This window comes from Tistlia consotensis USBA 355, from assembly GCF_900177295.1.
Taxonomy (GTDB): Bacteria; Pseudomonadota; Alphaproteobacteria; order Kiloniellales; family DSM-21159; genus Tistlia; species Tistlia consotensis.
Genome location: NZ_FWZX01000003.1, coordinates 105,364 through 130,234 on the forward strand (window position 1 = coordinate 105,364; position 24,871 = coordinate 130,234).

The 24,871-nt window shown below is 74.9% G+C and carries 13 protein-coding genes; 12 read left to right on the forward strand and 1 reads right to left on the reverse strand.

Going from position 1 to position 24,871, the window contains the following annotated elements:
- The first annotated feature begins 3 nt into the window (after positions 1–3).
- Genes B9O00_RS05980 through B9O00_RS06025 form a run of 10 tightly spaced genes read left to right on the forward strand, consistent with a single transcriptional unit; the run spans position 4 to position 20,786 of the window.
- The gene (locus tag B9O00_RS05980; protein WP_085121557.1) at positions 4–1,974 is read left to right on the forward strand and encodes a putative baseplate assembly protein; all 1,971 of its coding nucleotides are present in this window, start codon (positions 4–6) and stop codon (positions 1,972–1,974) included.
- Entirely contained in the window at positions 1,971–4,118 is a 2,148-nt protein-coding gene (locus tag B9O00_RS05985) for a phage tail protein (protein WP_085121558.1), read from the forward strand. Before B9O00_RS05980 ends, B9O00_RS05985 begins: the two co-directional genes overlap by 4 nt.
- On the forward strand, positions 4,115–6,670 hold the full coding sequence (locus tag B9O00_RS33415) for a YncE family protein (protein ID WP_179243933.1): 2,556 nt from the start codon (positions 4,115–4,117) through the stop codon (positions 6,668–6,670). The genes B9O00_RS05985 and B9O00_RS33415 overlap by 4 nt, the downstream gene beginning before the upstream one ends.
- A 34-nt stretch (positions 6,671–6,704) precedes the next feature.
- Positions 6,705–8,654, forward strand: a complete 1,950-nt coding sequence (locus B9O00_RS33420) for a hypothetical protein (protein WP_085121559.1) — start codon at positions 6,705–6,707, stop codon at positions 8,652–8,654.
- 27 nt (positions 8,655–8,681) lie between these two features.
- On the forward strand, positions 8,682–11,531 hold the full coding sequence (locus tag B9O00_RS06000; protein ID WP_085121560.1) for a hypothetical protein: 2,850 nt from the start codon (positions 8,682–8,684) through the stop codon (positions 11,529–11,531).
- A 4-nt stretch (positions 11,532–11,535) separates the two neighbouring features.
- Positions 11,536–13,104, forward strand: a complete 1,569-nt coding sequence (locus tag B9O00_RS06005; protein WP_085121561.1) for a hypothetical protein — start codon at positions 11,536–11,538, stop codon at positions 13,102–13,104.
- Positions 13,101–15,173: an AAA family ATPase gene (locus B9O00_RS06010; RefSeq protein ID WP_085121562.1), complete on the forward strand. Its 2,073-nt coding sequence runs from the start codon at positions 13,101–13,103 to the stop codon at positions 15,171–15,173. Before B9O00_RS06005 ends, B9O00_RS06010 begins: the two co-directional genes overlap by 4 nt.
- Entirely contained in the window at positions 15,160–16,779 is a 1,620-nt protein-coding gene (locus tag B9O00_RS06015) for an eCIS core domain-containing protein (RefSeq protein ID WP_085121563.1), read from the forward strand. The genes B9O00_RS06010 and B9O00_RS06015 overlap by 14 nt, the downstream gene beginning before the upstream one ends.
- A gap of 42 nt (positions 16,780–16,821) precedes the next feature.
- Entirely contained in the window at positions 16,822–19,680 is a 2,859-nt protein-coding gene (locus B9O00_RS06020) for an eCIS core domain-containing protein (protein WP_085121564.1), read from the forward strand.
- Positions 19,677–20,786 (forward strand): hypothetical protein, encoded by a 1,110-nt coding sequence (locus tag B9O00_RS06025; RefSeq protein ID WP_085121565.1) that lies wholly within the window; start codon positions 19,677–19,679, stop codon positions 20,784–20,786. The genes B9O00_RS06020 and B9O00_RS06025 overlap by 4 nt, the downstream gene beginning before the upstream one ends.
- A gap of 117 nt (positions 20,787–20,903) precedes the next feature.
- Here B9O00_RS06025 and B9O00_RS06030 read toward each other — a convergent pair whose 3' ends face one another.
- A complete protein-coding gene (locus tag B9O00_RS06030; protein ID WP_200808416.1) occupies positions 20,904–21,956 on the reverse strand; it encodes a sigma 54-interacting transcriptional regulator in 1,053 nt (350 codons plus the stop codon).
- A 922-nt stretch (positions 21,957–22,878) separates the two neighbouring features.
- On the opposite strand from B9O00_RS06030, the gene B9O00_RS06035 reads away from it, so the two are divergent.
- Together B9O00_RS06035 and B9O00_RS06040 are read left to right on the forward strand one after the other, a co-directional pair.
- A complete protein-coding gene (locus tag B9O00_RS06035; RefSeq protein WP_085121567.1) occupies positions 22,879–24,549 on the forward strand; it encodes an FAD-dependent oxidoreductase in 1,671 nt (556 codons plus the stop codon).
- Positions 24,549–24,857, forward strand: coding sequence for a UBP-type zinc finger domain-containing protein (locus B9O00_RS06040; protein WP_085121568.1), 309 nt, complete (start codon positions 24,549–24,551; stop codon positions 24,855–24,857). The genes B9O00_RS06035 and B9O00_RS06040 overlap by 1 nt, the downstream gene beginning before the upstream one ends.
- Positions 24,858–24,871 lie beyond the last annotated feature (14 nt).

The following is a 24,871-nucleotide window of genomic DNA, read 5'->3' on the forward strand; positions in this document are numbered from 1 at the left end:
GCCATGCCGCTCGCCGACCACATCCCCAAGCTGGACGACCGGCGCTTCGCCGACCTGGTGGTCGAGGCCCGGGCGCGCATTCCGCAGTACACGCCGGAATGGACCGACTACAACGCCGGCGACCCCGGCTTCGCGCTGGTCGAGCTGTTCGCCTGGATGAGCGAGCTGCTGCTCTACCGCATCGGCCGGGTGCCGGAGCTCAACTACCTCAAGTTCCTCGAGCTGATCGGCATCGAGCTGACGCCGGCGCGGCCGGCCGGGACCGTCCTGGTCTTCCCGGTCCTGCCGAGCTTCGCGGGCAGCCTGGTGACGGTCCCGGCACGCACGCCGGTCGCCGCCGCCGAGCCGGACGAGCAGGGCCCGATCCTGTTCGAGACCGACCGCGTGCTGACCGCCCTCAAGGCCCAGCTCGACGGCCTGCAGGTGTTCGACGGCTACGCCTACGCGGACGTCTCGGCGGCCAACGCGGACCTCGCCACCGGCTTCCAGCCCTTCGGACCGCTCGCCAAGGCCGGCAGCGCCCTGCTGCTGGGCCTCTCCGGCGACGCCGCCCTGCCGCCCTCGGTCGAGCTCTCGCTCGCCTTCTGGCCGCCCGGCGACCGGCCGGTGCCGCCGCCGGCCCCCTGCGGCGGCGGCGCGGTGCCGGTGACGGCGCCGGCCCGGCTGGTCTGGGAGTTCTGGGCCGGCAGCGAGTGGCGGCCGCTGACCCTGCTGTCCGACGACACCCTGGCGCTGACCCGCTCCGGCTTCGTGCGCCTGCGCACCCCGCCGCCCGGCCAGGCGGTCGCGGCCAAGCTCGGCAAGAAGCAGGACAAGGCCCGCTTCTGGCTGCGCGCCCGGCTGGAGCAGGCGGCCTACGAGATACCCCCGGCCCTGCTCGGCGTGCGCGGCAACGCGGTGCCCGTGCAGCAGGCCCAGTCGGTCGCCCGCGAGGTGCTCGGCGGCAGTGAGGGGACGCCGGACCAGGTCTTCCGCCTCGCCAACGCGCCGGTGCTGGCCGGCACCCTGCGCCTCGAGGTCGACGAGACCGGCAGCTTCGAGCCCTGGCAGGAGGTCGAGGACTTCTTCGGCTCCGGCCCCGACGACCGGCACTACGTCCTGAACCGGGCGACCGGCGAGGTCCGCTTCGGGAACGGCAAGCGCGGCCGCATCCCGGTCGCCAACGTGGCCTCGCCGCAGTCCAACATCGTCGTCGCCTTCTACCGCTTCGGCGGCGGCACGCGCGGCAACCTGCCGGCCGGCGGGATCGCGACGCTGCGGCGCTCCCTGCCGGGCATCGACGTCGGCAAGGTCGCCAATCCCCTGCCGGCCGAGGGCGGCACCGAGGAGGAGACCCTGGAGGCCGCGGCAGCGCGCGCGCCCGTCGCGCTCAAGGCGCACGACCGCGCCGTCACGGCCGAGGACTTCGAGATGCTGGCCAGGCAGGCCGGCCCGATCCGCCGCGCCCACGCGATGCCGCTCGTGCATCCCGAGTTCCCGGGGATCGACGTGCCGGGCGTCGTCACCCTGCTGATCGTGCCCGACGCGCCGGGACCGGCCCCGAGCCCGAGCGAGGCCCTGGCGCAGACCGTCTGCGCCCACCTCGACAGGCGGCGTCTGCTGACCACCGAGCTCTACGTCATCGGCCCGACCTACGTCGGCGTCGAGCTGCGGCTGGAGGTCGTCGCGGCGGACGATGCCGACGCGGCGGCGCTGACGATCGAGGTCGAGGACGCGCTGCGCGGCTACCTGCATCCGCTGACCGGCGGCGCGGACGGCCAGGGCTGGCCGTTCGGCGGCATGATCTTCTACGGCGAGCTCTACCGCCGGGCGCTGCTGCCGGGCGTCGCGCGCCTGCCCGAGCTGGTCGTCACCCTGGAAGGCGTCGAGCAGCCGCCCTGCCAGGACGTCGCCCTGCCCAAGGGCGCCCTGATCCGGGTCGACTCGGTGACGGTGTCGGTGCGCTCCGCCGACGCGCCGGAGGGGCTGTCATGACCGCCGCCGCCTACCTGCCGCCGCCGCCGCGGCCGCCGCACGACCCGCTCTGGCAGAGCCTGGGTCCGCGCACGGGCTGGCGCCTCGCCGAGCGCCCGGTCGCCGCGCTGCCGCGCCTCGCGACCGACGCCGCGAGCAGCGCCCTGGTGCTGCCGGCGCTGCCCGGCACGGCGCGCACGCTCGGCGAGCCGACGGGCAGCCTGGGCGGCCTGGTCCTGCCCGGCACCCTGGCGCTGGACCAGGCCGGCAACCTCTGGCTGCTCGACCGCCGGCGCAAGCGGCTCCGCCTGTTCGACCGCTGCGCCTGCCGCTTCCGCGACCTGCCCTGCCAGGGCGTCGCCCTGGCCGATCCGCGCGCCGTCGCGATCGAGCGCGGTCGGCTCTACCTGGTCGACGCCGGCCCGCCGGGCCGCGTCCTGGTGCTCGACGCCCGCAGTCTCACCCTGCGTGCCGTCTGGTCGCCGCCCGCCGCGGCGACCGCCCAGCCCTGGCAGCCGACGGCGGTCGCGACCCGGGCCGGCACGCTCTGGGTCGCGGACGCCGCGAACGGCGCCCTGCACCGCTTCGCGCCCTGGGGCGGCTGGCGCGGCGCGCAGTCCGACGTCGGCGCGGTCTCCCGCCTCGCCTTCGACTGCGAGGGGCGGCTCTACGCGGTCGTCCCGGGCCGCGAGTCGGTCGATGTCAGGAGCCGCGACGGCCGTCTGCTCGGCCAGCCTGGCGAACCCGGTGCGGTGGCGGACCGCTTCCCGGAGCCGATCATCCCGGTCGCCCCCGACGGTGCCGTCGAGCTGTCCGGCCTCTGTCCGGACGCCGGCTGGTTCGACCTCTCGGGCGAGCCGGTCGCAGCCCCGGCGGGCGGGCCGTCCTACGTCACCGGTGCGGCGGCGCTCACCCGGGCCCTCGACAGCCGGATCGCCCGCTGCCAGTGGCACCGGATCCGGCTCGACGCGAGCCTGCCGACGCACGGCGCGCTTCGCATCGAGACCACGACCGCCGAGACCGACCTGCCCGAGAGCATGGTCGCCGAACTGCCCGACGCGGCCTGGACCGCCCTGCCGCTGGCTCCGGGCGCGAAGGAGGCGCTGATCCTCAGCCCGCCGGGCCGCTATCTCTGGCTGCGCCTGACGCTCACGGGCGACGGCGCCGCCACGCCGGTGCTCTGCGCCCTCGAGATCGAGTATCCGCGCATCAGCCTGCGCCGCTACCTGCCCGCCGCCTTCGGCGGGGACCCGCTCTCCGCGGCCTTCCTCGACCGCTTCCTGGGCATCTTCGACCGCGGCCTGCGCGACCTCGAGGCGACGGTCGACGACCAGGCGGCCCTCTTCGATCCCCGCTCGACGCCGGCCGAACCAGGCAGGGACATGCTGTCCTGGCTCGCCACCTGGGTCGGCGTGACCCTGGACAAGCGCTGGCCCGTGGCGCGGCGCCGGCGGCTGCTGCGCTCGGCGGCCCGGCTGTTCGCCTGCCGCGGCACCTGGCCGGGCCTGCGCCAGGCGGTGCTGCTGTGGCTCGGCTGGGACCGCCTGGAAGGCCTCGCCCATCCGCCGGCCGCCTGCGCGCCTGCCTGCTCGCCGCCGGCCGCCTGCCCGCCCCTGCCGCCGCTCGTGCTCGAGCACTGGAAGCTGCGGCGCTGGCTGTTCCTCGGCGCCGGCCGGCTGGGCGACGCCGCCGAGCTGTGGGGCGCCAGGATCCTCGGCAACAGCCAGCTCGACGCCACGGCCCGGGCCGACGTCACCCGGCTCGACGTCACCCGCGATCCGCTGCGCGGGCCGTTCCACGTCGACGCCCACCGGGCCAGCCTGTTCGTCCCGGCCCATGCCGTCGCGACGCCCCAGGGGCGCGGTGCGCTGAATCGCCTGCTCGCCGAGCAGCTGCCGGCCCACGTCAAGGCGCAGCTGGTGCCGGTGGCGCCGCGCATGCGGATCGGGATCCAGGCGAGCCTCGGCTTCGACAGCGTCGTCGGCTGCTGGCCGCCGAGCCTGTCCGGCGACGGCTTCGCACTCGGTGCCGTCACGCTCGGCCGGGCCAGCGTGCTGCCCGGCGCCGGCGGCCCCGGCGGGCTGCCGCCGCGGCTCGGCCGCGACAGCCGGCTGCGACCCGGCGCCCCCGCTTCCTCCCCTCCATCCGGTGAGGCCCAGTCATGACCGACCATGCCGACCATCCCGGCACCTGCGGCTGCCTCGAGCCGTGCGAGCCGCACAGCCTGAGCCGCAACCACTACTTCACCGGAAAGCTCCTGGTGGAGCGCGACTTCACCGACGAGCAGCACTACTTCCGCGAAAAGCTCCGGCTCCACCATCAGCGGCTGCACGGCGTCGGCGTGGTCTGCGGACTGGAGCTGGCCCAGCACCCCAACCCGGCCTGCCGCGACCGGCTCTTCGTCCTGCAGCCGGGCGGCGCGATCGACTGTTGCGGCCACGACATCCTGGTCGTCGCCCCCGAGACGATCGAGCTCGCCGCCTTCCCGTCGGTCAAGGCGCTGATCGATGCGGCGGCGGCGAATCCGGGCGCGGCGCAAGCGCACACGCTCCAGGTCTGCCTCCGCTACCGCGAGTGCCCGACCGAGGAGGTCCCGGTCCTGTTCGACGACTGCGGCTGCGACGACACGCAGTGCGCGCCGAACCGGATCCTGGAGTCCTATGGGCTGGACATCCGCATCGATCCGGCGCCGCCGAGCTTCAACCCCGGCGCCGCGGCGATCGCCTGGACCAACACCATCGGTCTCGCCCACGCCCGGCTGGTCGCGGTGGACGCCGTCGGCCATCGCCTGTTCGTCGCGACCGGCGACGACGTCGGCACGCTCTACCAGGTCAGCCTGGCCAACCATGCCGTCGAGGCGAGCGCGCCGCTGGCCGGGCGCGCGACGGGGCTCGCCGTCGCGCCCGACGGCGGCGCGGTCTACGTCGCGACGGTCGACGCTGCGACGCCCGCCGACGAGGCCCGGCTGGCGGTCTTCGAGCCGGACGCGGCGGGCGGCATCGGCGCGGGCGCCGCGCGCGAGGACGCGGTGCCGGGCAGCGGCAACAGCCCGCTCGAGCTGCTCGTCCTGAGCGACGGCCGCCTGGTCGCCCTGGCCGGCGCGAGCGGCGCCCTGCGCCTGTGGAGCGCGGCGGTCGCCGATCCGGCGGCCCCCGACGACAGCAACGACCTCGGCGCCGCCCGCCGGTTGCTGGGCAGCGGGGCCACGGACACGCTCTACCTGGCGGCCCCCGGGACCGCGAGCCTCTTCTCCGTCGATCCGGCGACCGCCGGCCTGCCGGAGACGGCGATCGCCGGCCTGCCCGCGGCGGTCGCGCTGGCCGGCGGCGCGGCCGCCCGCTCGACCGGGCCGGACCGGCTGCTGCTCCTCGATTCCACCGCCGGTGCGGCACTGCTGTTCGATCCGGCGGGCGGCAACCTGCTCGGCAGCGCGAGCCTGGCCCACGCGCCGGTCGCGGCGGCCGTGGCCGAGGGCGGCAGCTGGGCGCTCGTCCTGGTCGCCGACGGCGACGACCGCTTCGTGCAGGGGCTGTCGCTGCAGGCCCTGGAGACCGCCGGCACGGCGAGCCCGACCGTGCCGGTCGAGGTCGGTACAGGCGCCGAGGCGCTCGCCCTCGCCGGTGCGAGCGGCCTCGCCTACGTTCCCTATGCCGGCGACCTGACGGTCGCCAGCGCGGGCGGTGTCGCCGTGCTCGACATCGAGCAGATCGACTGCGCGGCGGCGCTGCGCGGCGGCGACTGCCCCGGCTGCGTCACCGCCGACTGCGTCGTGCTGGCGACGATAGAGAGCTGGCGGCCGGGCCTGCGCCTGGAGGACATGCCGCCCGTCACCCCCGATCCGGCGGCCGACCAGGCGGCCGGCATCGCCCGCCTGAACAACGAGCTCGGGCGCCTCCACCTGCCGAGCACCCAGGCGATCGCCAACGCCCTGCTCTGCCTGATGGATCGCGGCCTCGGCGGCAGCGGCGTGCAGGGTCCTCCGGGCCCGCAGGGGCCGGCCGGGAGCGCGGGACCGGCCGGGCCGGCGGGTCCTCCGGGGCCGGCCGGGGCAACCGGGCTGCAAGGTCCTGCGGGGCCGCAAGGACCGCAGGGGCCGGAGGGACCACAGGGGCCAGAGGGACCACAGGGGCCGCCGGGACCGGTGGGGCCACGCGGGCAGGCCGGGCCGGAGGGGCCGCGGGGACCGGAGGGGCCGCAGGGACCACCCGGCGACAGCGGGCTCGACCCGACGCTCGCTCACGTCTGCTGGATCAGCTGGAAGCACCGCGACCAGCTGCTCCTCGACGACCTGATGCGGCAGGGCCTGGTGATCGGCTTCGACCGGCCGCTGCAGACCGCCGACATCGACAACCTCAGCCTGGAAGTCCAGGTCGAGGTCCAGGACGCGCAGAACCGCGTCGTCTGCTGGTGCAACTGGCCGTCCGAGATCATCAGGGGGCTCGATTTCAAGGAGCCCTGCAACCCGGATGCCGGCTTCGACGTGACCAGTGCCCCGCTGGTCGACGGCGTTCGCTGGATGCCGAACGCCACGCCGCCGGCACTGGAGAAGCAGGGTGGCCGCGTGCGCGTCCTGCTCCACGGCGACCTGGTGCGCGACGACAAGGGCCGCGGCCTCGACGGCAACCACCTGCCGCCCTGGGTGTCCGGCGGTCGCCGGTCCGGCGACGGCGTCGAAGGGGGCCTGTTCGAAAGCTGGTTCACCGTCGTGCGCGGCTGAGCCGCGCCGAGGCGGCTCCTGGAGGAGACAAGCGATGCCACACGACTACGGAACGGCCGGCGGCAGCGGCACCATCCGCTGGACGGCGAGCGCCGCGACCAAGGCCAAGGGCTACGGACCGGACCCGAGCTGCCAGCCCTGTCCGGACTGCGGCGGCCTGGAATGCCTGTGCCGGCCGCGCTTCTTCGCCGGGCAGCTGCTGACCGAGCAGGACCTCAACCGGCTCGACCACTACATCGTCGAGAAGCAGAAGCTGCACAACCGGCACCTCTTCGGCTCTGGCGTGGTCTGCGGCCTCGCGGTCACCTGCGCGCCCTGCGACGAGCTGGTCAACGTGAGCCCCGGCTACGCCCTCTCGCCCTGCGGCGAGGACATCGTCGTCTGCAAGCCCGACAGCGTCGACATCTGCTCGCTGATCTCCCGCTGCCGGGACATCGACGAGCCCGACTGCCGACCCTACGCCGGCCAGGATCCCTGCGAGGACATCGAGGAGGAGTGGATCCTCGCGATCCGCTACCTGGAGCGGCCGAGCGCGCCCAAGACACCCATGGCCGGCCCGAGCAGCTGCGCCTGCGGCTCCGGCGGCTGCAAGGGCAAGGGCTGCGCCTGCGGCGGCAGCTGCGGCTGCTCCGGCTCGGCGGCCGCGACCGGCACCACGGCCGGGACGGCGAGCACCCAGCAGCCGCGCCTGCGCCGCGGCGCGCCGCCGACCTGCGAGCCGACGGTGACCTGCGAGAGCTACCGCTACGAGGTCTTCCGCAAGCCGGAGGAGAAGCCGCGCGACCCCGGCGGACGCGACCCGGGCAAGGGCGACAATCCCGCCGGCGTCATCGTCGCCAGCCTGGCCGGCTTCTTCGACAAGCTGGAAGGCGAGATGGCCGCGCGCATCGCCTGCTGCCTGCGCGAGATCGAGAAGGCCCTGCCGCTGCCGCCCGGGAACTTCGCCACGATGACCGAGGCGGAGCGCCAGGCCTGGTTCCGCTGGTGCTGCGCCGTCCGCTCCGGCCTGTCCGGCTACTTCGCCCGCATCGGCGGCACCGACTGCGAGGCGATCGACAGGCTGGGCGCTGCGACCTGCCCCAGCCCCGACCTGCCGCTCGAAGACTTCAGGGCGGCCCTGCAGCAGTCGGTCCTGGCCATGCTCGGGCCGGCCTTCGAGGCGATGCTGCACTGCATCTGCAGCAACGTCCTGCCGCCCTGCCCGCCGCCGGAGGACCCACGGGTGCCGCTGGCCTCCGTCACCATCCGCAAGCGCGACTGCCACATCGTCAAGGTCTGCAACTGGACGCCGCTGCGCCGCCACGTCGTGACCTTCCCGACGCTCGGCTACTGGCTCGGCTGGATTCCGCTGCGCCGCATCCTGCGCCAGCTCATGGAGCAGCTCTGCTGCCAGGTCATCCAGTTCGGCGACGTCATCCGCGACGGGAAGCCCGACGTGACCAATGCCGACACGACGACGGAAAGCGCCACCTTCGCCAACGCCGCCGCCGTCAAAGCGGCCACCGCGACCGCCGGCGACGCCTTCGCCCAGCCGGCCGGCCTGTCCTGGAGCTTCGACGCGGTCGCCGACCCCGTCCTCGCCAAGGCCTTCGCCCGCCAGATCGCGCAGCCCGAGAGCGCCGGGGGCGCGGCCGTGACCCGCGGCGACCTCTTCGACCTGCTGCTGCGCCGCCCGGCCTTCGCGACCGCCGAGGGGCTGGATCCGGCGGACGAGGAGAAGCTGACGACGCGGCTGGCCGGCAGCGGGCTCGTGAAGATGCTGGCCGAGGTCGCGCGCAGCAGCGAAGGGCTGCTGCCGTCGGGGCTCGCGCCGTCGACGGCGGCGGGTGCCGTCGCGCAGGCCGTGGCCAGCCCGGACCTCGCGGAGATGAAGCGCAGCCTCGACGCCCAGTCGAAGGAGATCGCGGCCCTGAAGGCGCGGCTGGACGCCGGGACTGCGCCCAAATCCACCAGCCGGACGCGGACCACCAAGCCCGGCTCCTGAGCCGGGCACAGCCTGAGGAGACCCGCGATGGCCAGCCGACTCGAGCGCCCCAGCTTCTTCGAGGGGCAGTTCCTGGGCGCCGCCGACCTCGCCGCCCTGGTCACCTACGCCCGCGGCCTGGGACGCGAGCACGCGCTCGCCGCCCATACCTGGGGCATCGCGACCGGACTCGAGCTGGTCGAGGTGCCGGCCGAGGAGGCCGGTGCCGTCGACCTCTTCGTCATGCCCGGCTTCGCCTGGGACGGCTACGGCCGCACCATCGTCCTGCTGGCACCGGCCCAGGTGCCGCTCGAGACGTTCAGCGGGTTGCCGACCGGCAACCAGCAGGTCTGGATCCGCTACGACGAGACGCCGTTCCGCGGCCTGCGCGAGGGCTTCGAGACCTGCGGGGCGGGAGAGGCCTTCGCCCGCGTGCGCGAGAGCTTCGCCATCGAGGTCGGCCCCTTCGCCCGCCTGCGCGACCGGCAGAGCGGCATCACGCTCGCCGGCCGGCCGGTCGAGGACGCGCGGCTGGCGGCGCGCAGCCTCGGCGACACGGCGCCCCTGCTGTGCGACGGCTCGGTGCCGCACCAGGACTTCCCGGCCGACAGCGCGCGCTGGCTGGTGCCGCTCGGCGTCGGCAACTGGGTGACCGGCACGCCGGGCCGGCTGCAGCCGCGCACCGCGGACGCGCTGAAGCTCGGCCGCACGCTGCGGCAGCTGGCCGGCGCGGTGGCCGAGAACCTCTTCGCCGCGGACGGCGTGATCCGCCTGCGCGACCGCTTCACGCAGTTCAAGACGGGCGACGCGGCCGACACGCTCTGCCAGGCCGACCGCATCGCGGTCGACGACCTGGTCAACGAGCCCGACCGGGACGATTCGACCAAGACCACGGACCGGCTGATCGGCAGGGAGCTGGTCTGGGTCGAAGGCAACCTGCGCGCGACCGGACAGGTGCGCCTGTTCGGCACCCGGCTCGAGCTGCGCGACGCCGCCGGCGACGAGGCCGCCGGCGTGCCGCTCTACGCGCGCCGCGCAGTCAGCCCCAACAATCCCGCGGCCGGCCAGGACTTCCAGATCGTCATCGGCAGCGCCAGCGACGGCAAGGACCGGCTGGCGGTCGGCCCGGCCGCCGGCTACGGCGACCTGGAGGAGCGCTTCCTGGTGCGCACCGACGGCGTGCTCGCCGCCGGGCTCGACCTGCCGGACGACCTGAAGACCGACCACGTGCTGTTCAGCCGGGGCGACGCCCTGACCGTGGCGCTGGCGACCGATCCCGACGCGATCGCGAGGATCGCCTTCCAGACCCTGCCCGCGCTCGGCGAGGCCGCGCAGCTCGTCTACGACGACGCCGAGGAGCGGCTGCAGGTCGGGGTCGGCAGCGACCTCGCGAACGCCACCACCTTCACCGCGAGCGGCCACGTCGGCATCCGCACGGACGACCCGGCCTCGCTCCATGCCGATGCGAACGACCTAGTCGTGCAGAACCCCAACGGCAACGTCGGCATGACCCTGCTCTCGGCCGTCTCCGCGACCTCCAACATTCACTTCGCCGACGGCCTCGCCGGTCCGGACGAGACCCGCGCCGGCTTCCTCCGCTACGCGCACTCCGGCAACCGGCTGCACCTCGGCACGGACAATGCCGTGCGCGCGACGCTCGACGCCCAGGGCGACCTCGGCCTCGGCACCGAGAGCCCGAGCGCCCGCCTCGACATCCGGGAGTCGGGCTCGGGCCTGGCGCTCAAGCTTGACGCCGGCGCGCTGCGCGCCGAGGACGGCGGCGCGCCGACGCGCCTCGAGCTGCAGCGCAACGGCGGCGGCCTGCGCGTGCACGGCTCGACGGCGGCGTCGAGCCACCTCGCGGTCGCCAGCGACGGACGGGTCGGCCTCGGCACCGACAGCCCGTCTTCCTCCCTGCACATCGCGAAGAGCGCGCCGGAGCTGACGCTGGACGTGACCGGCGGCGGATCGGCCGCCCGGGTCGAGTTCGCCGTCGCCTCCGGCACGCGCTCGAGCATCGAGTACGACGTCGCCAGCCAGCGCACCCTGCTGACCAACGACGGCGACGTCGGCGTGACGCTGCGCGAGAACCGGGTCGGCATCAATCTCGGCAGCGCCTCGCCGACCACCAACCTGCACGTGCGCGGCAACATCGCCGGCGATGCCGGCAACCTGAACAGCCACGTCGCGCTGGTCGAGAACATGGCCGGCGCCAATGCCGACGTGCTGGCCCTGCGCGTCGCCGGCGGCGGCGCCGGCGCCTCGAACAACTTCATCACCTTCTTCGACTCGAGCGGGGCGATCGGCCGGATCGAGCGCAGCACGGCCGTTGCCAGCGACAACCCGACGGACGCCGGCAACTTCCTGCGGCTCATCTCGGGCGGCGCCGACTTCGCCGAGTGCCTGCCGCGCGCCGAGGCCTCTGGCGCGATCGGACCGGGCCGCATCGTCGGCGTCCGGGGCGGCCGGGTGTCGCTGACCACCGACGGCGCCGAGTCGCTGCTGGTCACGACCGATCGCGCCGTCGTCGTCGGCAACGTGCCGATGAGCGGCGCGGCTCCGTCCGAAACCGTGGCCCTGGTCGGCCAGGTCAGGCTGCAGGTCGCGGGCGCGGTCCGCTCCGGCGACTTCATCGTCCCGTCCGGCGGCAACGACGGCGAGGGGCGCGCCGTGCCGATCTCGGAGCTGACGCCCGCCCTCGCGGGGCAGGTGATCGGCCGCGCCTGGCAGGACCGGCCGGCCGACGACAGCCGGCCGGTGACCGTCGCGGTCGGCGTCCAGGGCGCCGACGCCATGGCTGCGCTCAGCGCCGCCCTGGTCGCCCAGGAGCGGCAGATCACCCGGCTGGGCGAAGCGCTGCAGGCGGTTCTGGGCGCCGCCGACGAACAGAAGGGCTAGCCCCGTGGTCGCACCTCGGCTCGCCATCCACCGGCTGCGCCTGGCCCTGGACTGCCCGCCGGGGCCGGCCGAGCGGACGGCGCGGCAAGCCGCGACGCTGCTGGCCAGCACCCTGGACGAGCGGCTCGCCGCACGCCTCCCTGAGCACGGCCCCCGGGACGCCGCCAGGGACGGCCCGGAGGGCGAGCCGGTCCTGCTGATCCGGCGCCTGACCGTCGAGCTCAGCCACTCGACCGCCGATCCGCTCGAGGCGCTCGCCGAGCGCCTGGCCGAGGCGATCGCCGCCGGCGTCGCCCGCGCCGCAGCGGCGCGGGCCGGAGGGCTGTGCTTCCCCAGCCGCGCCGCCTACACGGCGGCCTTCCTGGAAGCGCTGCTCGACGGTTCGGCCTGGAGCCGCTGGTGGTTCCGCGGCTTCGCCGGCCTGGCCGCCCTGCCCGTCGGGGCCGCCGTACGCGCGGTCCTGTCGCGCGACTGGGCCGCCGCTCCAGCGGTGCTCGCCGCCTGTCCCCCGGCGGTGCGCGCGCGCCTCTGGACCGCGCTGACGCCGCAGGACGCCGCGGCCGTGCTGGCCGCGCTGGCCGCCGGCCCGGCCGGCGCGCCGACGCCCGCGGCCTGGACCACGGCCGCCCGCGCCTTGCTCGACGGCGCCGACCTGCCCGACGCCGTGGCGGCGCTCGCTGTCGTCGCCGAGGTCGCCGCCACGCCGGACAGCAGGGGAATCGGCTGGCTGGTGCCGGTCGCAGCGCGGGCCGCCGCGCTGCGGCCCGCGCTGCGCAACGGCTTCGCCAAGGCCGGCCCCTCGCTCGACCGCGCGTCCGGCGGCGAGGCGGCGGGCGCCGCACCGCCGGTCGGCCTGCCGCCGCTGCCGACGCCCCTGCTCAAGGCGCTCCGGCAGGCGCTCGCCGCAGCCACCGCCGGATCCGAAGCCGGACAGGGCGAGCGCTGGCGCACCTCGCCCCTGCTCGGCTTCGCGCTGCTGCTGCCGGCCCTGCACGCGCTGCCGATCGATGCCGCGGTCCGGGACTGGCCGGCCCCCGCTCCGTCCCTCGCCGCCGCCGATCTCGTCCGCCTGCTGCTGCTCTCGGCCTGCGCTGGCAGGGACAGGGCGCTGTGGCGCGCGCCCCTGTGGCGCGACCTGCACGGCCTGCCCGGCCCGTTCGACGAGGCCGCGCTCGCGGACTGGGCGCGCCGGGTCCCGCCGGCCGCCTGGCGCGGTCTCGCCCGGGCCCTTTCGGAAGCGGGCCAGCCGGTGCCCGGCCTGCCGCGTGCCCTGCCACGCGCCCTGCCGCGCGCCCTGATCTCCGGCCAGGCGGCACGGACGGCGCTCGGGGCGGTCGCCGCCCGCCTGCTGCTGGAGCTGGCCCGACGCCTGCCGGGCTTCGCCGGCGCCTCGCCGGACTTCCTGCGCGTCAACCTGCTCGGCGCGGGCGGCAGCGCCCTGATCGGGCGGCGGCAGGTCCGCGTTCGCCTCGACCGGCCACCGCTCGACGTGCTGCTCGGCATGACCGGCCTCGCGGAGTGCGAGGCCCGGCTCGCCGACGGCCGGGTCCTGGTCCTGGAGCGCAGCCCGTGAGCGCCGGCGACTTCACCCCGGCGCTCGCCGCCCTGGACCGGCTGATCGCCGTCGAGCTGCAGCGTCTGCGGGCCCGCTACGCCCTGTCGCTCGACGAGTTCCGCGGCCTCTACGTCTCCGACGCCCTGGTCGACGCGCTGCTGGCACGGCAGGGAGCCGCGATCCCGGAGACGGCCCCCCGCCTCTCCGCTTCCCTGGTCGCGCCGGTCGCCGAGGCGGGTCGGGCGCTCGGGCTCTGCCCGCTCGGCTGCGGCCTCGTGATGCTCGCGCTGGCGCCGGAGCTCGACGCCCGCTACCCGACGCTCTTCGCCTATCTCAACGACGACGTGACGCGCCGCTGGCCCAGCCTGGAGCTGGCCCAGCGCCTGTTCGCCGGCCCGGGCAACGCGGCAGCCTCCGGACGGCTGCGGGCGATCCTCTCGCCGGCGCTGCCGACGGCGGCCGGCGGCCTGACCGCGGGCGGGCTGCTGCTGCCGGCCGAGCCGGACGAGCCCGCGCGGCCGCTGCTGCTGCGCGGCTGGCGCTGCGCGCCGGCGCTCGTCCATCACCTGCTGCGACAGCCGGGCCTGCCGCTGTCCCAGCTCGCCTGGCTGCCCGGGCCGCCGGACGGGCTCGCGCAGCGGCCCGCCGGGACCGTCGAGACCGCCGCGCCGGCCCTGCTCGTCGCCGGCCCGCCGGGCAGCGGCCGGCGGGCGGCGGCCGCCGCCTGGGCAGGGCGGCTCGGCCTGCGTGCCCTGCTCTACGATCCGACGCCCGCCAGCGGGGTGCCGGCACCGGAGGCCCTGCGCGAAGCGGCGCTGAGCGCGCAGCTCAACCGTGCCGCACTGGTCATCGACCTGGGCCGATCGGAGCGCCCGGCACCGCTCGACGGCCTCGACCCCCGCTGGCCCGTCGCCCTGCTCGTCCAGCGGCCCGACGGCTGGACCGCGGCCCTGGCGCCGCGCCTGGTCCAGCAGCGCCGGCAGCGGCTGCCGGACACCCCGGCCCGCGCCGCGCTGTGGCGCGGGGCGCTCGCGGCCTGCGGCCGCAAGGCGGCGCCGCGGGCGATCGAGGCCGTGGCGGGGCGCTTCGCGCTCGGCGAGCCGGCGATCGTCCGGGCCGCGCGGCGGCTCGGGCTGGAGGACGAGGCGCCACGGGCCGACCTGCCGGCGCTCGTCGCGGCGGCACGCGCCGAGAGCACGGCCGAGCTCTCCGGCACCGCCAGGCCCGTGGCCACCGACGCCGGCTGGTCCGACCTGGTCCTGCCCGCCGGCGCGCTGGCGCAGCTCAAGGACTTCGCCTCGGCCGTCGCGCTGCGCGGCAAGGTCTTCGACCTCTGGGGCTTCGACGGCGTCGGCCGCGGCACCGGCCGAGGGCTCGCGGCCCTCTTCTCCGGCGGCTCCGGCACCGGCAAGACGATGAGCGCCGCGATCGTCGCCGCCGAGGTCGGGCTCGACCTCTGGCGCCTCGACCTCTCGGCGACGGTCAGCAAGTACATCGGCGAGACCGAGAAGAACCTGGAGCGGGTCTTCTCCGCGGCCGGCGCCGCCAACGCCATCCTGTTCTTCGACGAGGCCGACGCGCTGTTCGGCAAGCGCAGCGAGGTCAAGGACAGCCACGACCGCTATGCCAACATCGAGATCGCCTACCTGCTGCAGCGCCTGGAGGACCACGACGGCGTCGTGATCCTGGCGACCAACCTGAGCCGCAACCTCGACACGGCCTTCCTGCGCCGCCTGCCCTTCGTGATCGAGTTCCCGCTGCCCGACGCGGCGGCGCGCGCGAAGCTGTGGCGCAAGGCGATCCCGGTCCGGGCGCCGCTCTGCCCCGAGGTCGACTTCGCCGAGCTGGCGCAGCGCTTCGAGCTCAGCGGCGGCGACATCCGCACCGCGGCGCTGGAGGCCGCCTTCCTGGCCGCCGGCCGCGGCGGCCGCATCGACCGCGAGGCGCTGGACACGGCGATCCGGCGCCAGCTCATGAAACGCGGCCAGCTGCCCGGCGCCCCGGCCCGGCGCGGCACGAACGGCCACGCCGCAACGCCGGCCGTCGGCGGCGGCAGCCGCACGGAGGCGCACGATGGCCCGGCATGACCGACCGACCCGTGGCAACGCCGCCGGACCGGCCGGAGGCTCCGCGCCGCGCGCGCCGGGTCCCCGGCAGGACGGCGGCGGCAACCTGCATCGCCAGAGGCTGCGCGTCGGCGGCCTGCACGACCCCGAGGAAGCCCGGGCCCGGCAGGCGGCCGACTCGCTGCCGGCCCGCGTCGGCGGGGGCCGCGGCGCGCCCTCCGGGCCCGCGGCTGCAGGCGGCGGGGTCTCGCAGCCCGGCGCGCGGCTGTTCGGCGAGCCCGGCCGGCCGCTCGACCCCGCCACGCGTGGCCGGCTGGAGCCTGCCTTCGGGCGCAGCCTCGCCGACGTGCGGCTGCACCGCGGCCAGACGGTCGACGACAAGGCCGAGATGCTCGGCGCCGCCGCCTTCACCCTGGGCAGTCACATCGGCGTCAACAGCGCGGCGGCGCCGGCCGGCGGGCCGGACGACGCGCTGCTGGCGCACGAGCTCGCCCACGTCGCCGAGGGCGACGACGAGGTGATCCGCCGCCAGGCGCTCGAGTCGGTGCCGCCGGATGTCGATCCCGACAGCATCAGCGCCAGCATCAGCTTCGACCTGCCGGGCGGTCTCGAGCTGCAGTCCAGCTTCGCGAGCGACCTGGAGACGGTGAACCCGACGACCGTGACCCTGACCCTGAGCCGCACCGGGCTCGACATCCACTTCTCGCCGGCCCTGCTGCTCGACCTCAACTGGATGATCGAGCTGGTGATGGCCAACGACATCACCTGGTCCGGCGCCCACTACGACTTCGCGACGGCGAGCACGAGCGTCAGCGTCGGCGTCAGCGACCTCGGCGGCCAGAGCGTCGTCGCGCCGGAACTGGCCGGCACGGTCTCGGGCATGGTCAGCAGCCTCGTCGCCGGCACCCCCGCGGCCAGCGCCGGCTACGATCCGCTGACCGACGCCGATCCGGCCGCCACGCTGCGGCAGATCCAGCAGAACTTCCAGTCGCTGCCGAGCGGCGGCGGCGGCAGCGCCCTGACGCCGGAGCAGGTCACCAACGTCACCCTGGGCGGCAGCTTCTCGACCGCCCACGAGATCCGCTACGCCAGCGGCGACAGCGGCGTCGTCATCCCTCCGGGAACGACGATCTCCGTCTCGGCGCGCATGGCCGGCACGGCCGCGCAGCTCGGCGGCGACGAGCCGCCGCGCGTGTCGCAGCTGACGCTGAACACCTCGGGCATCATCCTGCAGTCCGGCGGCGAGGACGCGCTGCGCGTCCAGAGCCTGACGGTCTCACCGGGCGGCGCGGTCCAGGTGACGCGCTACGAGCCGCTGGGATCGGCGGCCAGTGCCGCCGGCGTCGAGAGCGGCCTGCGTTTCATCGGCCTGCTGGCCCTGCTCGGCAGCGGGCAGCCCAGCGACCGGCTCGCCGCCAGCCAGATCGACCCCGAGGCGGCGCTGCAGCCCCGCTTCGTACGCGGCCTGACCCTGGCCATGGTGAACTCCGCGCTGACCAGCGCGATCCGCCAGCTGATCATCGACAACGCCGACGCGATCCCCGGCATCGACCTGAAGCAGATCTTCCAGGTCGGATCCGGCGCCGGCGACTTCCCCCTGCCGAGCGGGCCGAACCGCTATGGCTGAACGGCTGCGGACCGGAGGTCGCCCCGCCGTCGGAGCGGCACGGTGACGGGACCCGCCAAGGAGGCCCCGGCCAAGGCCGCGGCCACCGGTCCCGCCGGGCGGCACTCCGAGCCGGAGGCGCTGCGGCAGGGACAGACCGGGCCTGGCGGCCTCAGCAACCAGATGATGCAGTCCGTCGCCGCCGCCGGCACGCCGCTCGATCCCGCGATCCGGAGGCAGTCGGAGGCGCGGCTCGGGATCTCGCTCGCGGCGGTGCGGCTGCACACCGACGCCGCCGCGGACGCCTTCGCCCGGCGGCTTCGCGCCCGTGCGGTCACCGACGGCCGCCATATCGCCTTCCGGTCGGACGTCCAGGCCGGCGGCACGCCCGACCGGACGATCCTGGCCCATGAGCTCGTGCACGTCGCGCAGCGCGCCCGCTCGGCGGACACGCCCTCCTCGTCTCCGGTCGGCAGGCGCCGCGATGCGGACGAGATCGAGGCCCGGGATCTGGCCGGGCAGGTCTTCTCGCCGGGTCCGGTGCTGGCACCGAGAGCCAGGCCTTCCGCCGGCCTGCAGCGCGACGACGGCCCGGAGACGACCGGCGATTCGACGGACAGCCAGGAGAGGCCGCTGGCCGACCTCGTCGCGCCGGACGCAGAGTACCAGGCCGAGGACCCGTGGGAGCTCGTCTACAACATCTTCCGGAACCACGGCAGCGGACAGCTCGCCGGGATGATGATCCGGCGGCTGATCGCGCGCCGCTGGTACGATGCCCACGGCATCGACCCGGCCACCGAGATGGTCGAGATCGCGACCGAGACGCCGCCCGGACCAACCGTCCTTCCGGCCCGGCGGACCTATCGGATCCAGGGCCACGAGATCACCGTGACGGGCGAGCAGATCACGCTGCAGGCGCTCGCCGAGGCCTTCGGGGCGAGCGACCTGGAGCAGTTGGCAGCAGAAGCGAGCGACGAAGCAAACAAGGTCGGCGAGGCGGCCGCGCTCCAGGCTCAGGCGGAAGCTCTCGGCGAGCGGGTGCCCCGCTTCGCCACGCGAGTCAGAGGCAGCTTCGCGGACGCCCGGCTGGCCGAGGTCGAGGGCTTCAAGAGCCAGGTCGAGCAGGCCCGCGACCAGGCGAGGCGCCTGTCGAACCAGGCGCCGGCCTCGGCTTTCGTCAGCGGCCTCGACGGCACGCTCGACGGCTACGTGACGACCCTGGCCGGCGTCCTGTCGGACCTCCAGACCTGGCGCCGGGAGCATCCCCGCGACGTCACCAGCAGCGAACAGGCCGAGCGGCGCACCACGCAGGCACTGGATGCGCAAAGTGAGATGCTGGCGGAAGGCAACTACATGGCGGCGGGCGCCTGGGGCGAGAGCGCCAACGCCAACGCGATGAGCATGGCCCTCATCGACCTGTTCGGCGGGCGGACCCAGCGCGACATCGCCGAGGCCTACGACCGGGGCGAAGTCTCGTACAACGAGATGGAGGACCTGCAGTACTGCGCGGCGGTCCGCACCGCGGTCATCGGCGTCGTGACGGTGGCGCTCACGGTCGCGACCGCCGGCATCGGCGGCGCCGTGGTCGGCGGGCTCGGCCTCGCCACGGAGGGCACGCTGGCCTTCAGCGCGCTCAGCCTCGGCGTCGAGGGCGGCCTGGTCAACGTCGGCGTCATGGGCAGCGAGCACTTCCTGACCAGCCAGCGCGACTTCGCCAACCCGGCGGCCCAGGCCATCTGGGGCAGGGGCGCCTACACCCCCGAGCAGTATCTCGAAGGCTTCGGCATGGGCTTCGGCATGGGCGCCGGCTTCGGCGCCGGTGGCCACTTCCTCTTCCCGCCGCCGGCGGCGGGGGGCGGCGTGACCCTGCTCGAGCGGGGCGCCGCCGCCGACGCGCCGATCGTCCTGGCCGGCGAGAGCCCGCTGGCGCGCCTCGGCATGCCCGAGCCCGGCCGGACGCCCTTCGACGTCCTCTACACCATCGACGACGCGGCCTCGGGGGCCCGCACGGTCGCCCTGCGCATGGCCGACGGCGAGCTGGTCACGATCGTCGGCCACGCCGAGAGCGGGACCGGATACCTGCTCCGGGGCAACGGCGAGATGTACAGCATCGTCGACGGCCAGCTCGCCGGCCGGACCCGCGGGCTGCTCGGCCCCGGCGGCGGGTCCACCGCCGCGGCGAGCGCGGCCGAGCCGCCGATGGTCATCGAAGGCCCGGGCGGCCCGATCCGCCTGCCCGGCCGCCCCGCCGAGCCGCAGCTGCCCGGCGTTCCGCAGCTTCCCGAGCTGCCGGCGGGCGGCTACCAGCCGCAGCCGCCCGAGGTCGCGATGCAGCTCTGGGGCGACCCCCGCTGGGCCGAGTACGGCGGCAACTGGACCATGCGCGACGCCGCGACCGGCCAGCGGATGCAGGTCTGGCAGATCGACGAGCTGATGGCGGCCGAGCGGCGCGGCGCCCTGCCCGGCGAGACCCAGGTCCACTACCAGCTGCCCGGCGAGGAGACCTTCAGCGGCCGCAGCGCGCCTCAGTCGGAAGTGATTCCCGACATCGCGCGCACCGGACGCCTGGGCCCGATGCCGGACGAGGGTGCGGTGCTGACCGAGGTCAAGCACCGCGACTTCACCCTGCCCGGGCTCGGGCGGATGCAGGCCATGGACGCCGCCGGATCGCTGCAGCGCATGTATCGCGCCGCCGGCATCGAGGCACAGATCAACCCGGCCGCGGCCGGGGCGACGCTCGAGGTCGTGACGAGCCAGTCGCTGTCCGCCGAGACGCACAATCTCATAGTCCGCGAGTTCGTTCGCTGGCTACAAGGACAGGGGCTCACCAACACGGAGATCATGGAGGTGGTCGAACGCATTCACTGGTCGACGCAGCGGCCCTACCAGATCCGCGGCGGCACCGTGATCCGCGAGCCATGACGGACGGACCGCAGGCGTTCCTCGGGCCGGCGGCCCTCGGCCTGCGCCGGCCGGGCCTCGCCGAGCGCATCGTCGGTCTCGCCTACCATGCCGGCCTGGCCCCCGGCGCGCTACGCCTGCGCCGACGTGACGATCCCGGGGCGGCGGAGAACGACGCCCTCGCGCTCGGGCTGGCCAGTGTCATGGCATCCGTCGGCCTCGACGCCGAGGTCCGCAGCCACGCCCCTGGGCCGGCCCACGATCCGTCGCCGGCCGCGATCGCACGCGCGGCCGCCGATCCGCAGGCTCTGGCCATCGAGGTCGAGGGGGAAGGCTGGGCGATGACGCTGCCGCTGGAGCCCGGCCTCGCCGCCGGCGCGGCGCGGCGGCTCGACCTCGGAGCCGAAGCCGCGCTGCGCCTGCTTCTGGGCCTCTTCGACGCCTGCCTGGCCGACTGGGCGGTCGCCGGCCCCTGCGGCGAGGTCGCCGCACAGCTCCAGGGACAGATCCGGGGGCAGCTCCAGGGACAGCCGCCGCTTTCCCGCTTCACCTGGCGCGGGCCCGATCTCCTGACCGACCTGGAGGCGCTCGCGTCGCCGCTGCCGACGGTCGAGCTGCACCGCAGCATCACCGGCGCGGTGGCGCTGCTCGGCGGGGCCGGCTTCGAGCCGGAGACGCTCCGGGCCGCCCTGCCGGCGCTCTCGGAGAGCTGGACCCCGCCACCGGTGCAATGGCTGGCGGCGCCCGGCGGCGAGGCTGCGCCGCTGCGCCCGGTCTCGGCGCGCCTGAAGCGACGCCAGGAGCTGCTCGCCAGGCGGCTGGCCGATCGCACCGGGATTCAGGCTTGCGATCCTGCCGCCGCGGCGGCGATCGAGGCGCGGACCGATCCGAGCGCCCTCTCGGCAGAGGAAGGCGAGGAGCTCTCGGCCTTCGTCGGCGAGGCCGCCGTGACGCTCGGCGGCGCCTGGTTCAGGCTGCTCGATCCGACGGTGCCCTTCCCGGCGAGCCTGGTGGTGCTGCTCGGCGGCCGCGCGCCCTTCTATCCCCACGCCGGCGTCGAGCGCTGGCGCCAGGGCGGCATCGCGCCCACCGCCGCCCTTGAGAAGGCCCGCCGGGCGCTGGGCTGATCGGGAGCGAAGCTCGGGACGTCACGGCCGAGCGTCGCCCCGGCGCCGAGCGGAGCCGACCTGCCCATCGACAGCGGCGACGACCTCCGGGCCCGGCGCACGGTCGGGGCCGGTCCGTCAGCCCCTGAGCGCGCGACCCGACGACGCATCGGCCTCGGCCCCCCGGAACATCTCCGCGGACAGGCCGGCGCGCTTGATCATGCGGCCGAGGTGCCGGCGCTCGGTGCCGGCGGTGCGCGCCGCGGCCGAGACGTTGCCCCGGGTCTGGCACAGCAGCCACTCCAGATAGCGCCGCTCGAACTGCTGCAGGCAGCGCGCCTTCGCCCGCTTCAGGCCGCCGCGGTAATCGGGATCCTCGACGGCGGCGCCGGCCTCGGTCGCCGCCGTCTGCCCGGGCTCCGGCAGCACGCCGGGCGGCAGCTCGTCGAGCCGTCCCTGATCGGCCAGGATCGCGGCCCGGTGCATGGCATTCTCGAGCTCCCGGACGTTGCCCGGCCAGTCGTGGCCGAGCAGCAGCAGGCGGGCCGCCGGCCCGAGCGTCGGCGGCCGGCGCTGGTACTGGCGGGCGTAGCGGTCGAGAAAATGCTCCGCCAGCAGCAGCACGTCGTCGCCGCGCTCGCGCAGCGGCGGCACCTCGACGGCGGCCACGTCCAGGCGGAACAGCAGATCCTGCCGGAACGCGCCGGCCTCGACCAGCCCCTTGAGATCCGCGTTGCTCGCCGCGACGATGCGCACGTCGGCCTGGACCAGAGCCTCCGCGCCGAGCGGCCGGTACTGCCGATCCTGCAGGAAGCGCAGCAGGGTGACCTGGGCGCGGCGGTCCAGCGCGTCGACCTCGTCGAGCAGCAGCGAGCCGCCCTCGGCGAGCGCGACCATGCCCCTCTGCTCGGCACGCGCATCGGTGTAGGCGCCCCGGCGGTGGCCGAACAGCTCGTTCTCGACCAGCGAGTCGGGCAGCGCTCCGCAGTTCACCGGGACGAAGGGCCGGTCCCGCCGGCCGCTCAGGTAGTGCAGGGCCCGCGCCACCAGCTCCTTGCCGGTGCCGGTCTCGCCATGGATCAGCACCGGCACGTCGCACTCCGCGTAGCGCGCCACCGAGGTCTGGATGCGCAGGAACGACGGCGAACGTCCGACGATCCCGAGATCCGAGAAAAGAGAGTTGTCAGCCACGGCCGCCCCCTCAGACAGCATTGTCCCACCAGGTTCAGTGCGGCCGGAGAGTCAAAGTCGTCGTATGCAGCCCACAACATGCAGCTCGTCGGTCCCGCCGCTGCGCGACCTCGCGACGACCGGTCGACGCGTCGCCCAACGACGCCGGCCGACCTGCGGTCCAACGGAGACGAGGTTCGCGGAGCGCAGAAGTCGACGCGCCTGGATGCAGCCCCCAAAAGGCGATCGCGGTTTTCCCTTCCTCTTCTTCCTGGGCAGCCTGTCCGCCGCGAACGCACACCGGACAGGTGCCGGTTGGTCAATTTAATAACACTCTTGATAGCATGACGCCTTTTTCGACGTCGAGCCAGCGGAGACCTGCATCCGAAGCTCCCGCAAGCCACCGGCCCGGCCTCGTTCTCTCCGGCGTGCCCGGGGCAGGCCAGTGACATGGCCCAGTGACATAGCCGACTCGCGACCAGCCTCGCGCTGCAACTGAAACGGACTGTCTCACACGGCCCGTGAAACTACCGTGATGTGCAAAACGGCAGACCGCCGCGTCGACACCGGCGCCGGGCGGCAAGGGGCAGTCTCATCCCGTCGGGGCGATCCGGGCCACTTCCGCGCTCGTCCAAACTGTACCGCGACCAAGCCGGTGGTAGGCGTCAGGTGTGGCTGAGACCGGTCAGCCGCCGGCCGGCCGCCGGAGAGCGGCGCACGCCACGACGCACGAGCGGCCGCGCGGTCCCTGGGCCCGGACCGCCCCGGGGGCTGTTCACCTGAATTTACCGGCCATGGTCTTCCCTGCCGCGAAGAAGGCGATAACTTGGGCTCGGACGAGAGTCGCCGGACCGTATGAGGAGGCCGCCATGAGTCGGGTGAGAGCAGGCGACGGGCTTCCCGCCGCCCCTTCCGGAGGCGGCGCCAGAGGGATCGTCCGTCGATGACGACCGGCGGGCAGGCGACCCATCCGCGCCGAGAGCAGATGTTCCCCGTCTTCGGCGCGCCCGACATGGACCGCCTGCAGCGCTTCGGCACGCCGGCATCCTATGGGGGCGGAGAGCATCTCCTGAGGCCGGGCGAGGTCGCGCCTGGCCTGATCCTGGTCCGCGCCGGCAGGATCCGGGTCGCGGCCGGTCTCGAAGGGGGAAGCCGCGAGACGATCATCGTCCATGGCCCCGGCGAGTTCCTGGGCGAGCTGGCACAGCTCTCCGACAGCCCGGCCCTGGTCGGGGCGGTCACGCTCGAGCCGCTCGACGCCCTGGTCATTCCGTCGGGGCGCCTGCGCGACCTCCTGGTGCAGGAGGCCGAGCTCGGGGAGCGCATCATGCGCGCGCTGATCCTGCGCCGGGTCGGGCTGCTGGAAAGCAGCAGCGCCGGGCCGATCGTCATCGGACCGGCCGACGACGCACGGGTTCTCGGGCTGCAGACCTTCCTGCGCCGCAACGGACAGCCCCATCGGGTGATCGATCCAGGCGACAATTCCTGCATGCAGATCCTCGTCGAGCGCTTCGAGATCGACCCCCATCTCCTGCCGATCGTGCTCTGCCCGAGTGGCAAGGTGCTGCGCAGTCCCTCGGAGCGAGAGCTCGCGCGCTGCCTCGGCCTCCTGCGGCCGATCGACCGCAACCTGAGCTACGACGTCGCGATCGTGGGTGCCGGCCCCGCGGGCCTTTCCGCCGCCGTTTATGCCGCCTCGGAAGGCCTGTCCGTCATCGTGCTCGACCGCCAGGCCTTCGGCGGCCAGGCCGGCGCCTCGGCGCGGATCGAGAACTACCTCGGCTTCCCGACCGGCATCTCGGGCATGGCGCTGATGGGGCGCGCCCATAGCCAGGCGCAGAAGTTCGGCGTGGCCTTCGCGATCCCCGACGAGGCGATCCGCCTGGAGAGCGGCGACAACGGCTATGCCCTTCGCCTGGAGGGCGGCGAGACGGTCGGAGCGCGCAGCGTGGTGATCGCCAGCGGTGCGCACTACCGCCGGCTCGGCCTGCCCGACTCCGCGCGCTTCGAGGGCACCTCGGTGCACTTCTGGGCCTCGCCGATCGAGGCGAAGCTCTGCAAGGGACAGGAGGTCGCCCTGGTCGGCGCCGGCAACTCGGCCGGCCAGGCAGCCGTCTATCTGGCCAGCCAGACGAAGAAGGTCTGCCTCTTCGTCCGCCGCAGCGACCTCGGCGCGACGATGTCGCGCTATCTCGTGCAGCGCATCCTGGCCCAGCCGAACATCGAGGTCCTGGCGGAAACCGAGATCTGCGGCCTCGTCGAACGCGGCGGCCTGCTCGAAGGCGTGCGCTGGCGAAGCCGCGACGGCAGGACGGGCACCTGCGACGTCCGCCACCTCTTCCTCTTCATCGGGGCAGACCCGAACACGGACTGGCTGCGCGATGGCGGCGTGGAGCTGGATGCCAAGGGCTTCGTCGTCACCGGTGCCGGCGGCGGCCATCCGCTCGAGACCAGCAGGGCCGGCGTCTTCGCGATCGGCGATGTCCGCGCCGGCTCCATCAAGCGCGTGGCGGCCGCCGTCGGCGAGGGCGCGCAGGTGGTCGCCGCGCTCCACGGCCGCCTTCCCGGCACCCCCGCGGGCACGGCGCCAATGCTCGCCGCAGGAGTTCATTGATGACCGCGGGCTGCGCTCACGCGAAGCTGATCCGCAAGGTCACGCCGAGCGCCCTCGGCTGCGAGGAGTGCCTGAAGACGGGGTCTCCGTGGGTCCACCTGAGGATCTGCCGGACCTGCGGTCACGTCGGCTGTTGCGACGACTCGCCGAACCGGCACGCGACCCGGCATTTCCACGAGACCGGGCATCCGGTCATCGAGGGCTACGACCCACCCGAAGGCTGGGGCTGGTGCTACCTCGACGAGCTCGTCATCGATCTCGGCGGCGACACCACGCCGCAGCGCACGCCGATCCCGCGCTTCATCTGACCCGGGACCGCAGG

Excerpts from the sequence above, each read along its gene's own strand:
- B9O00_RS06000 (WP_085121560.1), top strand. The coding sequence starts at position 8,682 with ATGGCCAGCCGACTCGAGCGCCCCAGCTTCTTCGAGGGGCAGTTCCTG.
- B9O00_RS05985 (WP_085121558.1), top strand. The coding sequence starts at position 1,971 with ATGACCGCCGCCGCCTACCTGCCGCCGCCGCCGCGGCCGCCGCACGAC.
- B9O00_RS33415 (WP_179243933.1), top strand. The coding sequence starts at position 4,115 with ATGACCGACCATGCCGACCATCCCGGCACCTGCGGCTGCCTCGAGCCG.
- B9O00_RS06040 (WP_085121568.1), top strand. The coding sequence starts at position 24,549 with ATGACCGCGGGCTGCGCTCACGCGAAGCTGATCCGCAAGGTCACGCCG.
- B9O00_RS06015 (WP_085121563.1), top strand. The coding sequence starts at position 15,160 with ATGGCCCGGCATGACCGACCGACCCGTGGCAACGCCGCCGGACCGGCC.
- B9O00_RS06035 (WP_085121567.1), top strand. The coding sequence starts at position 22,879 with ATGACGACCGGCGGGCAGGCGACCCATCCGCGCCGAGAGCAGATGTTC.
- B9O00_RS05980 (WP_085121557.1), top strand. The coding sequence starts at position 4 with ATGCCGCTCGCCGACCACATCCCCAAGCTGGACGACCGGCGCTTCGCC.
- B9O00_RS33420 (WP_085121559.1), top strand. The coding sequence starts at position 6,705 with ATGCCACACGACTACGGAACGGCCGGCGGCAGCGGCACCATCCGCTGG.
- B9O00_RS06025 (WP_085121565.1), top strand. The coding sequence starts at position 19,677 with ATGACGGACGGACCGCAGGCGTTCCTCGGGCCGGCGGCCCTCGGCCTG.